Genomic DNA, 14,453 nt, shown 5'->3' with positions numbered 1-14,453 from the left:
GATTTATTTTTCGTTCCAACGAGTAATTGACTCGCGGATAATCTGCTTTGCTCTTCCTACGTCGCCGAATCCCTTGACTACTGTTGAACCAGGCTTCTTCAAATCCTTGTAGTGGTTGAAGTGGTGTTCAATTTGCTTCAATAATTGCGGAGGTAGGTCTTCTAGTGAGTTGATTGCGTTGCCCGTGTTTCGGTCGTCGGCTGGCACAACGATAACCTTGTCGTCAACTTCATCATCATCAACGAATTCCAACACGCCGATAACTTTTGCTTCCATAAAAATACCGGTCGTCAACGGCTCGTCGGTAATAATTAGCGCGTCCAATTCATCGCCATCTTCATCCAAAGTCTGTGGAATGAAACCGTAGTTTGTTGGCTTTGCAAAAATAGCTGGCTCAACACGATCCAACTGCATCACTGCAAGCTCACGATTCCACTCAATTTTATGACTTGATCCCTGTGGAATCTCAACAACTACATTTACGATGCCGTTATCGACATCACCAGGTGTTAAAATTTGATTAAAATCCGCCATTTTTTACTCCTCTCTGGCTTTTTCTTGTAAATATTCACGAATCTGCACCGCAGCTACTGCGCCTTCACCAACCGCCGAAGCGATTTGCATAGTTGCCCCCGAGCGCACATCGCCAGAAGCAAAAACGCCAGGAATATTAGTGTGCAGATGTTCGTCAGTAATGATGTGTCCGCCCAAATCCAACTCAACGTCCGAGTTTGTCAGGAATTGCGTGTTCGGAATTAGCCCAATAAACACAAACAATCCGTCAGCGGTAAATTCTTTCTGCTCGCCGTTTTGGGTCGATTTAACGCCGTAAAACTTATCGTCCTTGACAATAATTTCATCAGTCGTTGCACCGATGTGAACGGTAATTTTTCCATCATCGACATACTTCTGCAAATCTTTTTGTAAAATGTCACTGGCGCGTAACTTACTGCGAACTAGCAGATCAATGTGGCTAGCGTATCGCGTCAAAAATATCGCCTCTTGCACCGCTGAGTTTCCGCCACCGACAACGATTAGATTTTTATCACGATAAAACGCACCGTCGCAAGTCGCACAGTAATGCACGCCTCGACCATATAATTCGTCTTCGCCCGGAACGCCTAATTTGCGATGATTCGAGCCAGTCGCCAGCAAAACTGACTTCGCGCGGACAGATTGACCGTCAATTGTCAGCTCCAATTCGCCATCAACTTGCTTCAATTCCGTCACGTCGCCATACTCAATCTTCGCACCAAATCGCTCCGCCTGTTGTTGTAATTCAGACGCCAATTTCATTCCCGTAACGCCCTCGGCAAATCCAGGATAATTGTCAATTTGATCAGTAATCGCCGCCATTCCGCCGACCACGCCACGCTCATATAATGTCGTGTTGACATCTTCGCGCGACAAGTAAATTGCCGCCGTTAACGCGCTTGGACCAGCGCCAACAATAATAACATCTTTAGACATTGAAACCTCGCGATCGATAATATTGCTTCATCACTTCTGGCATTTCTGGCTCTGGAATATCGGCTGGCTTTTCAATAGCCATCACTACGAACTTAAGTGGAGAATTTGCAGGAATTTTATCGCCTTGAGCTTTGTCGCCATAAGCCTTGTCGGCCGGGATTGTTAATTCACGCACACCACCAATTTTCATACCAATCAAACCCTCTTTCCAACCCTGAATAACCGCAGTATTTGCCGGGCCATCCATATTGAGCGGAGCTTTCAATTTACCGTCAGCAATTGATTGATCGAAAATCTCACCCTTAGCGTTCCAGCCAATGTAATAAACAGCCAACTTGGTGTCGTCCTTAACTTCAGCGCCTTCGCCCTCAACCAAATCTTCCTTAACAAGCTCTTTCACGTCACCGGCTTCAAACGCGCCAACCCGCGAACTAAACTCAGAAAACTTGCCGTAATATTTTTGGCTCAATTCATTAGCCTGAGCCTCTACTTTCTTTTTTCGCTCGTCAGTAGCCTTGGTGTATTCATCCTGAGCTTTCTTAAACGCGGCTTGATCTTTGGCTTCATTTCCAGGCGCCACCATCATAGCGACAAATCCGCCAACGGTCCCCAAAAACATCATGCCGGCAATAACCCAAATACCTATTCTCTGGCCTTTTGTAGTTGCCATATTCCTCCTTTATTTACTTTTCAATTATAGCAATTTTTATCAAGCGCAACAAATCACGTTAAACCTGAGCGGCGTCAAATTCTTCCGCAGCCATGGCGGCAATCTCCTCAATAATCGGCGTAATGTCTTTATCTTCCAGCGTCCGCTCGGCACTCGTAAACTTTACATTCAAAGTTACAGTTTTTGTCGAATCGTCATTTTTTGGCTGATATATCGCAATCGGCGTTATGCTAATTTGCAGCTCACCGTGTTTTTTCGCAACTTCTTCAGCGCAAGCATAAACCTTCGCATAATCAACATTCGAGTCCATCTTCAATGAAATATCCCTGGCAGTCGATGGAAAACGACTCAACGGCTGGTAATTACAGCCCTGATTTTTACTCAGATTTTCCTGTAATTTTTCAATATCAATAGAAAACGCCGCGGTATAATCTGGCAATTTGAAGTTGCGTCGGGCAGACTGAACCAGCTCGCCAACAATTCCCAAATTGTCGCCATTTTTCGCCACAATCCAAGCGCTGCGTTTCGCATCAAACGGTGCCGGAACATCGGCGTCAGATTCCGCAATCTTCACAAAATCAAACTCAACACTCAAATCCTTCATCAGCCTTTCAGCAATTTTCCTCACCTTGTAAAACGGCGCGCCAACTTGAAGTTTTTTATTCGCATAAACTCCGTCAATGAAAGTCTTTTCAATCGGCAAATTATCATCGTTAAATCCTAATTTCTTATCGTGAATTTTGCCAATTTCAAACAGCATAAATTCGTCATGTCCAGATTTTATATTGGCGTGAACTTTATCCAGCAAACTCGGCAAAATACTAATTCGGTAATATTGCAAGTCGGGACTAAGCGCATTACTCAAGCGATACGCACGGCTCGGATCTTGCTCAGAATTTTTCAAAACTCGCTCATGAACAAAGCTATATGTCAAAACTTCATTCGCTCCAGACCTAGACAAACTTTGGCGAATCTTCTGCTTCAATTCACGACGTTCATTCTTCGGCGCAGATTTAATACTGCGCTCTGGCAAATGACGAGGCAATCTATCAAAACCGTATAATCGCCCAACTTCCTCAACAATATCCTCAGGAAGCTCAATATCTGTTCGCCAAAATGGACTGTAAACCATCACGCCAGCTTCGCCATATTTATTACCATCGTCAACGATAAATTCAACATTCTTTAGTAGTGCTTCAATCTCATCCTCAGCAAAGTCAACACCCAGACGCTCTTCGACAAACCTTTTAGGAATCAACAATCCACCGTGCCAGTGCTTACCATCGACCAACACTTGTCGCAATGAAGAATGATTCTTAAATAGCATAGGACTAGCTTGCTCACCACCAACCATACCAATTAACCATTTTAAGACAGGGTCAATTTGTGCTGGCGACTGCCCCTTATTAAACCTAGTCAGGGCGTCGGTGAAAATTCCGTGGCGCATAGCCGTGCGACGTAGCGCGTACATATCAAAATTGGCACATTCAAGGACAATATTCTTCGTTTCAACCGAAACTTCAGTGTCAACACCGCCCATAATTCCAGCTAGCCCAATCACGCCTTTGCCGTCAGCGATAACAATATCGTCAGCCGTCAATTCATATTCCTTGCCATTAAGCAAACCGACTTTTTCGCCGCCGCGCGCCATTCGCACGCCAAGTTTATGCCCACGCAACTTGTCGTAATCATAAGCGTGAGTCGGCTGCGCCGTCATAAACATCACGTAGTTTGTCGCGTCAACGATATTATTGATAGGCTTGCCGCCCATTGCGACTAATTGACATTGCAACCACAACGGGCTTGGATGAATATCTACATTTTTTATAGCAATCACAGAGAATGCGGGCGCAAGCTCATTGGCTTCATTAAACACTTCAAGCTCTAAGCCATCGCTATCTGCGAATTCTTGAATAGCATTATACCAATCAGGGCTGGTAAACTGCTGATGAAAAATGCCAGCAATTTCGCGCGCCACACCAAGTTGCCCAAAACAATCCGGTCTGTGTGTAAACATCTTATTTTCAATTTCCAGCACGTAATCGTCCAGCCCAAACACTTCCGCAAAACTTGCGCCAGCCTGGAGTGTAACACCCGCCGGAATATCACGCTCATTGATCTCAATAATTCCCTCGTGATCCGTACCAATCGCCAGCTCATCAGCCGCCGCCAGCATACCCTGACTTAGAATTCCACGCAGCGGTCGCGCATCCAGCATGAACGGCTCAGCGTCATCAAAACTTGCTGGGACGGTACTTTTTGGCGGCAACCAAATTGCCCACATATCAGCATGAACATTCGGCGCACCGCAAACCACTTGCACGTAACCATTGTCATCACGCGGCACATCCGCGACCACGCCGCCATCGTCAATTTTAGTCACGCTCAAACGATTCGCATTCGGATGCTTTTCACACTCAACAACCCGCACAATGCGTGCGCCACCATATTTGGCTTTCAGGTCAATCACTTCCTCGACACCACCAAGTTGCTGATTTACCCGCGACACCAGCTCATCAACTGGCGGCAACTCAAAATTAATCAATTGTTTTATAAGATTTAAGCTAACTTTCATACTAGTATAATTATATCACCTTACTATCAATGATTCGACGGAAATCCGCGGCGCAAATCAACAATTGTCAAAATATATTACATAATTAGTTGACATCGCGTTCTGTTATTGATATATATATCAGCCTTTGCACTCGCAGAGGTCGGTTGACATCGCGTTCTGTTATTGATATATATATCAGCCTTTGCACTCGCAGAGGTCGGCGTTTCGCTCAAAACCATTGGGTTTGAGACGTCCCACTTCGCAGAGAATAGTCTTTCTCTGCCCGACTCCAGAAGGAGTTATCATGGAACAGTTCGGCTGGTTCGACGGAAAAGAAGCGAGAATCCAGCGGTCTGGAGGGATGATCAACGTCTACTACGGCGGCAGGTATGGCAACATCCCTGGTGATGGTCATGGCCATGTTAAGGCTACCGGTGGCCCACTCGGCGAGAACATTGTGTTCTGGCGACTGCCTGACAGCGAGGGAGGTCATGTGATCGTGGATAATAAGTTCACGATCATGAATGGCAACGACCTGCGCCTGCGAGACCACCTGACCGGGCTCTTCTGAGCTATATGACCTGGACACGTCATAAAACTGTCTATTTTTCACACTCAAAATAGTATAATTATAAAGACATGAAAAATAGCATCGGCATCACAATACCAGATTTTATCACTCAGGCCTTTCCTGTACTGAATGAAGCGACGTACGTTCGTGAATTTGCTTCTTTCATCACGCTATATCCAGATGCGGTCTATTATCTATTTCAAACAACAGCTGGCCAGTCGCTCATGTCGCTCATACTTGTAGCAATTGACTATCCCGACCCAACAGACGAGAGTCAACAGGTAAAGAAAATGTCTGGTGGTTTTGAGTTTGAATTCACATATCTTATCAAGCCGTATGCCAATGACCAACACCTCAGAATCTGTCCAAATGATGAAGCAGAAGAATTATTTTTCATCTCAGACCCAAATGGCCGTTGCCACTATTATCTGGCAGCAGTCAAACAAAAGCGGAGTTGGTAGGTTTATGCCGACTGAGTGTTTCTAAGTTCTAGATTACCCCGTCCTGGTAGCATAAAGCTACCTGAGTGGGGTTACTACCTTGTTATAATAAACCTATGATTCATAAGCTATACTCTGCCTACGATTTACCAGCAGACCACGACATGTGCCACTTGTTTGAGCATCTGATTATTAGGCGATTCTTAAAGGAAACGGAAAAAGTTGGCAGTAACCGAGCTTTTGTTGGAGAGTTGGACGGCACGACTAGCGAATCAAGCGTATTTTTTACGTCCGCACTATTCACAAGCGAGTCTAATACATTATTTGAAGAAATCATCAACGATATTACGCCTTTTGAAAAGCCTCTTATTCAACAGTCCATCTCACACATAGAAGCCGAGATGCAATCCAACATTGATATAACAGACATGACATTATTACAAAAACAGCTCGCTCTTTGTCAAAAATATTTTATCGATAGTCAAAAAACCACTCCCAGCAATTCACACCCAAAATCTAAAATTTCTCCTCTTAAAATCAGCCATAGTCCGAAGGATTTTACAGACGTTAAGATTGATATAGAAATCGCCGACGCCAGCGATGAATTGACTGCCGCATTTTTCTGCACATATCCAATACTTTTAGATCTAGTGCGCGACATTTGTTTCGATAAAATCTCATCCTACCCGTCCAGCCCAGGAAAGTTTATAGCGTACTATGATGGCAATTACACCAGCCAAACCTACACCGTAAAAAATACAGACCTTGCTCGACTGAGCTCAAGTGAAACTATACAGACATATTTACAAAACTTTGACATATCCTTACATGCAGCCGACCTAAGGAATCTTGCCGAAACTTTCACGTCTGACCCATTTTATATTTCAGTGCCCATATATTTTTATCAACAAACCGCTACTCCACTAGCCAGAAATGATCTAGCGAAAACTATAAACGTCGCAAACATGAACGCAATCCTAAAACAAGTGAAGGCGACGATAGTTCTGGATTGTTAGCTCTAGCCGATTTTCTAGCAGAGAAAAGATTCTGAAGAGGAAATATTAACACTGCCAAATTTTGCAGGATTATTGTGAATGAAAAGGTCATGAAAGGTTTGGTAACGCAATAAACCAACCACTCTTACAGTGATTGTCTGACTGGTGTTTTCTCGATTCGTAAAAGTGACTTCGTCTCCAAGTTGATTTTTTGGCGCTTTTCATTGTTCATAGTATGTCGCATTGACCAAATATTGTCTCTTCATTACAATTGAAATGTGGTTAAAGCAGTATCAAAAGCGCTTATTAAGAATAAAAATAGTAAATATCTACTGCTTTATAGGGGAGACACGCACCCTAATTTCCCTGGACATCTTGACCTTCCTGGAGGAGAAGTAGAACCTGAAGAAACCTCCAGGATGGCGACCGCACGAGAAGTACAGGAAGAAACTGGCATATGTATACATCCAAATGGCTTAAAAAAGCTATTTGTTAAGCAATACAAAAACACAAGACATATACTTTTTGAGATAGTCATAGATAAGACTGAGGCTGACATTTCTGTTAAATTAAGCTGGGAACATAAAAAATACCGTTGGATGACGTTATCGGAACTATTAGATACTAATATTTCAGAAAGCGCAGATCCTTATTATATAGATGTTATTGATTATTTAAAGCATTTATCCGAGACTTGATCTGTCCGACATATTTTCCCATACTACGTGCAGACTTCACACGCTCTTTTTTGCTAAGATAAATCTTCCCAATACTCTTACTGCCCCTATAGCAAGCCTTATGATACACTCTCGATCTCCTCTAGCGAAATATACGCCTGTAAAATTATTCTTAGGTCCACGCTGTGGCGAAAGTTTATATCGTCAATCTTATCCAGATCAACCCATTCTGGCGTGCCGTTAGTATAAGTCTTCTCGCTGTCGGTTATGTTGTCGTTATTGATTTGCCCATGCAGCTGACTGTGGGTAAAGTACAGTTGGATTGACTGGTTAGCTTGCGACTCAGCGTTGCGCTTGAAGAAAGTGGTTGCTTGGTGAATAATTCTATCTGGTGTGATAGTCAGTCCAGTTTCCTCCTTAACTTCGCGGACAATTGATTCCTCGATTGCTTCGCCCTTCTCGACGCCGCCGCCAATTAGGCTATAACCGTCCCATTGCCTAGTTAAAAGAATTTTATTATCTTCAATGATAACTGCATACACGCCGACGCGAATATTTAGCTCGTCAACAGGAACGGTGTATTGATTACCGAAGACGTCTTTGCAGATGATGGATTTAATAAAAGTCACCTCTTTCAGATTATAAACATCCTCTTGCTGCGAAACGGCGCGCGGATGTTATTTGTGGTTTTATTTTAGCATACACAATAGATGCGGGTCTAGACATGTGATATGCCGATAACACTAGGACGATTGTATTATTTGATTTATTACGCGACATCCTGTGTATTATTCTCAACAATATAAACCCAAACTTGACCGATTTCTTCAAATAATTCATCTTTAGTGTTTTCATTAAAGACAGTATAGCCTGTTCGGTATCTTAAGTCAGATACCAGTGACACTAGCCCAAGTCACTCGCATTTGTTCAGATGGATTTCTCCAGCCTAGAGGATGTACACCTCTCTCGTTGTCCTACTTTTGGACCTCGATGACGTGAACACCAAGGTTCTCCTTGTGGCCAGGGTAGATCTTACGAAGGAGGCGGAGAGCCTCCCTCTCGCTCTCTTCCTGCGGCACGATCTGCTGCCACGGCTCAGCCGCCAGCATGTCGGCGAAGCTGCGGTAAATACGTATCGACTTGATCCGTACCACGCCCGATGTGTGACCGGTCTCGAGCTGTAGCAGCTCGCCAGCCTTCAGCCGCTTGATGCTGTTATAGCCGACCCTCACCTCGAGAGTCTTCTTGCCGGACATGATTGCGTCGTAGTATGGACGCTTGATGCGCATCTTACGCATAGACACTCCTTCCTTGTTGAGACTGATTCCCCACTGCTGAACGACGCTGGCAGGCGCATACCCTCCCGGGAACACGCCCTCCAAGCTCCAGCCGTGACGCTGGAGACAGACGACCTGCCACGGCTCAGGGACGAGATGGATGTACAGCTTGCGACCGTAATCCTCCAACAGCCCTTGAAGGTCGATAATGAGCGCCTCAAAAGCTGCTTCCGACTTCGCCACGAGAGGCATCAGCTTGATAGGCTGACCCTTCTTCGGGGTTGCACCAGCGACACCAACAACCTGACCGTTGCACTCAGCGACAAAGATAATCTTGAACTTGTTGTTGACGTCGCCAGATTCCATACGACGGTAGCCAGCGAAGAGGGCGTCAACCCAACTGTCGTCCACTCCTTCGAAGTCGTCACTCGTCTGCGACAGGATGAGAGCTCGCGCACCGTCAGCGTGCTGGCTCTCGTTAAACGGAACCACAGAGATGTTCGGCGAGTCGAACCCCGCCTCGTCAACGAGCTGCTTGTACAGCATGTGCTCATCGACACCAATCTTGTAGTGGTCCTTCGCCGTGCCAGTGACGCGGAAGCCCTTCCGGATGAAGAATTCCAGCGCCTTTTTGTTCGGTTCTGCCACAGTGCAGTAGATCTGCCGAGCACCATGGCTTCGGGCGAAATCTTCGGCGTGCTTGAGCAGCATACTTCCGACGCCCATCTTTCCTCGGTACGCCGTGTCAACAATGAGAGGGCTGATCTTGACAGTCCCCTGTTTCTTGTTGACAACATGAATGACACCCACGGGTTGTCCATCACTCTCGGCGATGAACATGTACTGTCCGGCCGAGAACTGGCCGACGCGGTCAACACCGCCTGCCATGTGCGCATCAAAGATACGCCGTGCGTGTGCGTAGTGGTCACCGTCATAAAACGGTGTTAGCGCCCGAATCATAAGATCCGCGACGAAATCGAAATCGTCCGCCCTTGCCGGACGTACAATGATATCATTGACTGAAACTTCAGTCATAGTACACCTTCCTGTGATGACTACGATTTTTAGTGTAGCCTGATAGGATGGTCATTATTATATCATTAAAATATTTCAAATTCGATACCTATCACGCCATTTTCCAGCTGGTCGCTGAGAGAATAAAATTCAGAAATTTGATTTTCCAACCATTCGACATTATCACCGCCGAACTTTCGCGGATTATTGTGAGAAAATAAGTCACGAAATGTCGCGCATCTAAGCAAACCAACAACCTCAGCGGTAACAGTTTGCTCGGAATTATCTCTATTTGTAAAAATAATCCGATCCCCGATCTGGATCTTCTGTCGTTTGGCGTCATATAGTCGCGACTCGATAGTCTTATTGCCAGAAATAATAGCGTTAAACGGCTCGGTCGCCAATTTTAATTGGTGTGTGGTCATAAAATCATTTACCTTTCTTGCTATAATTAAACCATCATATAAATAAGTATTCAAATATCTACGCTTCCATAAGAAAGGCTATCAAATGACCAAAAAATTACTAGAAATCGAACGCAAGCGCCAGCTAACGGGCAATATTGAAGAGCTAATCGAGCGGCTGCGAAACATCGGTTTTGAACCGAAGAGTAATCTTCGCGAAATTGATACGTATTATTCTCGTCCTGATGTCGACTTTATGCAGACAGTTGAATGCTTGCGGATTCGCCAGCGTGATAGTTTTGCTGAGGTGACGTATAAACCAGCAACGACCGCTGCGACGCATACGGAAAATAATGTAATCATTAAGCCCGAGACGAACCTGCCAATTCAACCCGAAGATGCGGCAACCGCCAAGCAGCTACTAGCAAACCTCGGCATGGCGCAACTGGTCGAGGTTAACAAACACCGTCGCTCGTTTCAATCCTCTGCTTTTCCGCAAGCAACGGTAACCATCGACGAAATCAAAGACGCTGGGACTTTCGTGGAAGTTGAGGTTTTGTCAGATGATGAGACTAGTGCGCTGATGATGATTAGTGAAATTGAAACCAAACTCGGCCTAGATTCAATGGAAATTGTGACGCGACCTTATCGAGACATTTGTATGGGCTATTAAGAACGCTGACGCCACAAAACTTCACAACTCCACTCGCAACCAATATAATATACTCATGGACACTTCACGAAAAAATCGCATTATAAAAATTACTATTTGGGCAGTCTGCTCAATCGTCATTATAACCGCCTTATTGGTCGCCGCAGCTTTCTTTTGGCCAGCAACATCCAAGCAATTGCAATCTTCAAGCTCTGAAAAATTGAGTTACAACGACGCCATCGCTGCTGCAAATCGTACTGTTGGTGAAGACACTTCAAATGCCGACGTTAGACCAGAATGCCGATCGATCATCAAAACCCACGGCAAAAGAACCGCCAAAGCCGTTATGATGATTCATGGCGTAAGCGCATGTCCACAGCAATTCGCAGACTTGGGCGACACCTTTTTCAACGCCGGCTATAACGTCTATATTCCCCGCGTTCCCAGCCACGGTCTGACGGACAACAAACGACACGGAGAAATTACCATTCCAGCAATGGCACAATTTATGAATTCCAGCACCAGCATAATTAGCGGTTTGGGTGATGAAACGGGAATTGTCGGACTTTCTGGCGGCGCAAATATGGCAACCTGGATTACTCAGTACAACAGCCAAACCATATCACGAGCACTACTTCTATCACCTTTTTATCAGCCTTCAGCGTCAGAAACCCCTTCCTGGAAAATTCCGCTTTTACGAAATCTTTACGGACGAAATATTCTTCCAGATTCGTTCACGGGTAGCAATTTGTCATATCGCACTCTTGGAAAATATATAATAATCGCCAAGAACTATAAATCCGATCTAAAAGCTCCAGGGCTAAAATATGTCGGGGTTGTAACGAGCGAAAACGACACTGCAATTGATAAAAATCTCGCAATCAACATACCCAAGCAAATGGCTGCAGCTTCTGGCGCCAAATTCCAATATTATTCAATTCCGGCCTCATTCGGTATCGGTCACGACATTGTAGCCTTAAACCAAGACGAGGTTAAAAAGCACGCCGACAAACTATATCCGTTCTATTTGGATATGTACGAAGGAAAAAACGTAAAATTAGAATCAGAATAGAAAATTACTATTTACCTTGCACGGCTAAAATTCGCGCCTGAATTTCATCCAATTGAGCATCGTCCATTTTTGGACCGTCAGCCGTGGTTAGCCAACCAGGATATTCCTCATAAAACGCTTGCTCGTGTGACACTGGCGAACCAATTCCCTTTGCCAAATCACCATGAAGCGGCATCAATTTGGCATGCACATGCGCCACGCCCGTGCCTTCAAAAATCAGCGCCACTCGCGGCGTGTCAAATGCTTTTTCCAAAATACCAGCAACTTTTTTCACTGCCAGCATCATTTCGGAATATAAATTGTCATCCAAAGAAAATACGTAATCGCCCGGATTCTGCTTCGGAATCACCACAGTAAAACCTGGCGTATTCGGAAACGGTGTTAAAAATGCTAGGAATTTCTCATCTTCCCAAATCTTCCAAGATTTCATTTTTCCAGATACGATGTCGTCAAAAATTGTGTGATTCATAATTACTCCTTTATGCAAATAAATCGTTTAATGCCTCACTCACCGTTGGATGAGTGAATATTTGGTCACGCAGCACAGTATATGGCAGGCCATTATCCATTACAGTTTTGATAATATTAATGACTTCTGGTGAGTTACGACACAATAAACTAGCACCCAAAATTTGTTCAGTGTTTGCATCAATCACCGCACGCAGCAATCCTGTTGTAGCATTATCAACATGCAGGCGTGGAATCGCCATAGCAGGCAGCTCTTTTACGATAATTTCGCACCCCGTCGCACGCGCCTCAGCCTCTGTCATACCCACCCGACCTAGCGGCGTTTGCATAAAGACCGCGTACGGTAAGGTTTTTTGTTTGGCGCGAGTGTACAGACCGTCACCCAGCAACTGGCTTCTCACAATCCGAAAATCGTCCAGCGACGCATAGGTAAATTGTGGCCCGCCCGTTACATCACCCATTGCCCAAATATGCGACCGACTAGTGCGAAGTGTTTCATCAACCACAATTGCCCCGCGCTCATCCGTCGCTACACCAGCAGCTGGTAAATTCAAGCTCATCGTTGCCGGGCGACGGCCCGTAGCCATCAAAACCGCATCATAACCAGCGTAATCATCATGATTTACTGTGCGAATCGTCGCAGTAGACTCACCCTCAATCGCTGTCACATCCACACTAAACACAATCTCAATACCCTGTGCCTGCAATGCTTCAGTAGCAGCCCGAGCAATTGCTGGATCTTCACGTGCAAGCAGAGCATCGCCCCTCTCAAACACTGTTACTTTTGTACCAAGTTTGGCATAAGTTGAGGCAAATTCTAACCCAATATAACCGCCACCAATGATAGCTAGCTGTTTTGGCTGCGTCATTCTATCCAGCAATTCAGTACTGGTATACACAAACGGCTTATCAACACCTGGAATATCTGGGATGATTGATTCCGCACCGGTGTTAATAAAAATCTGCGGCGCACTAACTACTAGCTCATCGCTACCCGCCACAATCTTCACAGTACGATCATCTACGAACGATGCCTCACCCTCAATGACGCTCACTGTTTCACGATCCGCAAGCATATGATAGTTCTTCTCATTCAACCGCGCTACCACTGTTGTCTTATGCGCCATCGCCTCGTCAAAACTTTGATGATGTTCGGCTGCATTGACTAGCACCTTAGTAGGAATACAAGCAATATTAATACAGGTGCCGCCATACATCTTTGGCGACCGCTCCACTAGCGCTACCTTTTTTTCCGCATTTGCCAGCGCTACCGCCAATGTTTTGCCAGCTTTGCCAAAACCAATGATGAGTGCGTCAAATTGTTGTGTATCCATTTTACCTCCTCCTATCTTTTTTAGCGATCTCTCTCGCTGCAACAAATTCTCTATCGGCACACAGAACTGCCTCTTTTATTACAAGTTTTTGAGCTACTACTATTATCGTGTGTAATAGCTCCTTAAAACTGTTCCAAAAAGTCCAACTTACCGCTATACGATGTTGTCAAAAATTGTGTGATTCATAATTACTCCTTTTGAAGTAATTATAGCATTTTATGAAGTTTTCAAGTCGGACAATTTAAGCTCCATTCGACGACAAAACAGGACTAGCCACATCGTCGCAAAAATCCCCAATAAAACTTCTACTATCACAAACCAAAACTTGCCCATCGCGTAACCTTGCGCCGCTATAATTGCCGCAAAAATCGGAAAACTGAAAGATGAGATTCGCTCACGATGAGTTAAATAGCTCAAACTCGACGGTAAAAGAAACATTAAAAGCACCATCAATATCACGATGCCGCGCGAGAAAACAAAATGAGCCGCGTGTATCGTATCGTTCGGACAAAGCGCCACTCCCATCATACAAATCGCAAACAGTGAAAGTATCCAGCCAGATATTCGAGCAGAGCGAATTTGACCAAGTTTAAGATAACCACGATTCATAAAAAACCCAATCGTCGCCATAATCAAACCAGATAAAAACACTCCCGAATTGAACGAAAATGCAGACAAACGATTCGAGGTGGTTTCGCCCAATCTACTCAAACTCCAGTTCGTCCACCGAGTATCATCAGAAAGCAACATCGCCACAACCAAGCCCGCAGCCAAAACGACACCATTAAGAATACAGAGCGCCTGAAGGCGATTCTTACATAAAAAATCCTTAATCTGTCGAAGTTTCATATT

The 14,453-nt window shown here is 44.8% G+C and carries 16 protein-coding genes; 6 read left to right on the top strand and 10 right to left on the bottom strand.

Translation table 11 applies throughout. From position 1 onward, the window contains the following. Positions 1-3: 3 nt before the first annotated feature. Genes LRM50_RS03770 through pheT form a run of 4 tightly spaced genes read right to left on the bottom strand, consistent with a single transcriptional unit; the run spans position 4 to position 4,715 of the window. A complete protein-coding gene (locus LRM50_RS03770; RefSeq protein WP_243809933.1) occupies positions 4-534 on the bottom strand; it encodes an inorganic diphosphatase in 531 nt (176 codons plus the stop codon). A gap of 3 nt (positions 535-537) precedes the next feature. Beyond that, on the bottom strand, positions 538-1,470 hold the full coding sequence (locus LRM50_RS03765) for an NAD(P)/FAD-dependent oxidoreductase (RefSeq protein WP_243809932.1): 933 nt from the start codon (positions 1,468-1,470) through the stop codon (positions 538-540). Further along, a complete protein-coding gene (locus LRM50_RS03760; RefSeq protein ID WP_243809931.1) occupies positions 1,463-2,140 on the bottom strand; it encodes an FKBP-type peptidyl-prolyl cis-trans isomerase in 678 nt (225 codons plus the stop codon). The genes LRM50_RS03765 and LRM50_RS03760 overlap by 8 nt, the downstream gene beginning before the upstream one ends. A gap of 58 nt (positions 2,141-2,198) precedes the next feature. Beyond that, a complete protein-coding gene (gene pheT / locus LRM50_RS03755) occupies positions 2,199-4,715 on the bottom strand; it encodes a phenylalanine--tRNA ligase subunit beta (RefSeq protein WP_243809930.1) in 2,517 nt (838 codons plus the stop codon). A gap of 286 nt (positions 4,716-5,001) precedes the next feature. Between pheT and LRM50_RS03750 the strand changes: the two genes are divergently transcribed. The 4 genes from LRM50_RS03750 to LRM50_RS03735 all read left to right on the top strand — a co-directional run bounded on the left by LRM50_RS03750 (position 5,002) and on the right by LRM50_RS03735 (position 7,401). After that, positions 5,002-5,268 carry a hypothetical protein gene (locus LRM50_RS03750; protein WP_243809929.1) on the top strand — a complete coding sequence of 89 codons (267 nt, stop codon included), beginning with the start codon at positions 5,002-5,004 and terminating at the stop codon, positions 5,266-5,268. 68 nt (positions 5,269-5,336) lie between these two features. Next, a complete protein-coding gene (locus LRM50_RS03745; protein WP_243809928.1) occupies positions 5,337-5,729 on the top strand; it encodes a hypothetical protein in 393 nt (130 codons plus the stop codon). Between the two features lie 95 nt (positions 5,730-5,824). Continuing rightward, positions 5,825-6,724: a hypothetical protein gene (locus tag LRM50_RS03740; RefSeq protein WP_243809927.1), complete on the top strand. Its 900-nt coding sequence runs from the start codon at positions 5,825-5,827 to the stop codon at positions 6,722-6,724. Between the two features lie 257 nt (positions 6,725-6,981). Further along, a complete protein-coding gene (locus LRM50_RS03735; RefSeq protein WP_243809926.1) occupies positions 6,982-7,401 on the top strand; it encodes an NUDIX domain-containing protein in 420 nt (139 codons plus the stop codon). A gap of 98 nt (positions 7,402-7,499) precedes the next feature. Here LRM50_RS03735 and LRM50_RS03730 read toward each other — a convergent pair whose 3' ends face one another. The 3 genes from LRM50_RS03730 to LRM50_RS03720 form a co-directional block, all read right to left on the bottom strand. After that, entirely contained in the window at positions 7,500-8,009 is a 510-nt protein-coding gene (locus LRM50_RS03730) for an NUDIX domain-containing protein (RefSeq protein ID WP_243809925.1), read from the bottom strand. Positions 8,010-8,354: 345 nt separating this feature from the next. Continuing rightward, positions 8,355-9,692 (bottom strand): GNAT family N-acetyltransferase, encoded by a 1,338-nt coding sequence (locus tag LRM50_RS03725; RefSeq protein WP_243809924.1) that lies wholly within the window; start codon positions 9,690-9,692, stop codon positions 8,355-8,357. A 65-nt stretch (positions 9,693-9,757) separates the two neighbouring features. Beyond that, positions 9,758-10,096 (bottom strand): ASCH domain-containing protein, encoded by a 339-nt coding sequence (locus LRM50_RS03720; RefSeq protein WP_243803736.1) that lies wholly within the window; start codon positions 10,094-10,096, stop codon positions 9,758-9,760. A gap of 85 nt (positions 10,097-10,181) precedes the next feature. On the opposite strand from LRM50_RS03720, the gene cyaB reads away from it, so the two are divergent. Beyond that, positions 10,182-10,748 (top strand): class IV adenylate cyclase, encoded by a 567-nt coding sequence (gene cyaB, locus LRM50_RS03715; protein WP_243809923.1) that lies wholly within the window; start codon positions 10,182-10,184, stop codon positions 10,746-10,748. A 55-nt stretch (positions 10,749-10,803) separates the two neighbouring features. Continuing rightward, entirely contained in the window at positions 10,804-11,799 is a 996-nt protein-coding gene (locus LRM50_RS03710) for an alpha/beta fold hydrolase (RefSeq protein ID WP_243809922.1), read from the top strand. A 7-nt stretch (positions 11,800-11,806) separates the two neighbouring features. On the opposite strand, the gene LRM50_RS03705 is transcribed toward LRM50_RS03710, so the two are convergent. From LRM50_RS03705 to LRM50_RS03695, 3 genes are all read right to left on the bottom strand, one after another. Beyond that, a complete protein-coding gene (locus LRM50_RS03705; RefSeq protein ID WP_243809921.1) occupies positions 11,807-12,268 on the bottom strand; it encodes an HIT family protein in 462 nt (153 codons plus the stop codon). A gap of 10 nt (positions 12,269-12,278) precedes the next feature. Next, positions 12,279-13,601, bottom strand: a complete 1,323-nt coding sequence (locus LRM50_RS03700; RefSeq protein WP_243809920.1) for an FAD-dependent oxidoreductase — start codon at positions 13,599-13,601, stop codon at positions 12,279-12,281. A gap of 216 nt (positions 13,602-13,817) precedes the next feature. Next, positions 13,818-14,450 (bottom strand): hypothetical protein, encoded by a 633-nt coding sequence (locus LRM50_RS03695; RefSeq protein WP_243809919.1) that lies wholly within the window; start codon positions 14,448-14,450, stop codon positions 13,818-13,820. Positions 14,451-14,453: the final 3 nt, after the last annotated feature.

Source organism: Candidatus Nanosynbacter sp. TM7-053 (genome assembly GCF_022828375.1).
Classification (GTDB): domain Bacteria; phylum Patescibacteriota; class Saccharimonadia; order Saccharimonadales; family Saccharimonadaceae; genus Nanosynbacter.
The sequence above is the reverse complement of the archived record's forward strand: the minus strand, read 5'-3'. Positions and strand labels throughout refer to the sequence as shown.

Excerpts from the sequence above, each read along its gene's own strand:
- LRM50_RS03765 (WP_243809932.1), bottom strand. The coding sequence starts at position 1,470 with ATGTCTAAAGATGTTATTATTGTTGGCGCTGGTCCAAGCGCGTTAACG.
- pheT (WP_243809930.1), bottom strand. The coding sequence starts at position 4,715 with ATGAAAGTTAGCTTAAATCTTATAAAACAATTGATTAATTTTGAGTTG.
- LRM50_RS03725 (WP_243809924.1), bottom strand. The coding sequence starts at position 9,692 with ATGACTGAAGTTTCAGTCAATGATATCATTGTACGTCCGGCAAGGGCG.
- LRM50_RS03770 (WP_243809933.1), bottom strand. The coding sequence starts at position 534 with ATGGCGGATTTTAATCAAATTTTAACACCTGGTGATGTCGATAACGGC.
- LRM50_RS03705 (WP_243809921.1), bottom strand. The coding sequence starts at position 12,268 with ATGAATCACACAATTTTTGACGACATCGTATCTGGAAAAATGAAATCT.
- LRM50_RS03760 (WP_243809931.1), bottom strand. The coding sequence starts at position 2,140 with ATGGCAACTACAAAAGGCCAGAGAATAGGTATTTGGGTTATTGCCGGC.
- LRM50_RS03745 (WP_243809928.1), top strand. The coding sequence starts at position 5,337 with ATGAAAAATAGCATCGGCATCACAATACCAGATTTTATCACTCAGGCC.
- LRM50_RS03695 (WP_243809919.1), bottom strand. The coding sequence starts at position 14,450 with ATGAAACTTCGACAGATTAAGGATTTTTTATGTAAGAATCGCCTTCAG.
- cyaB (WP_243809923.1), top strand. The coding sequence starts at position 10,182 with ATGACCAAAAAATTACTAGAAATCGAACGCAAGCGCCAGCTAACGGGC.
- LRM50_RS03740 (WP_243809927.1), top strand. The coding sequence starts at position 5,825 with ATGATTCATAAGCTATACTCTGCCTACGATTTACCAGCAGACCACGAC.
- LRM50_RS03720 (WP_243803736.1), bottom strand. The coding sequence starts at position 10,096 with ATGACCACACACCAATTAAAATTGGCGACCGAGCCGTTTAACGCTATT.
- LRM50_RS03710 (WP_243809922.1), top strand. The coding sequence starts at position 10,804 with ATGGACACTTCACGAAAAAATCGCATTATAAAAATTACTATTTGGGCA.
- LRM50_RS03700 (WP_243809920.1), bottom strand. The coding sequence starts at position 13,601 with ATGGATACACAACAATTTGACGCACTCATCATTGGTTTTGGCAAAGCT.
- LRM50_RS03750 (WP_243809929.1), top strand. The coding sequence starts at position 5,002 with ATGGAACAGTTCGGCTGGTTCGACGGAAAAGAAGCGAGAATCCAGCGG.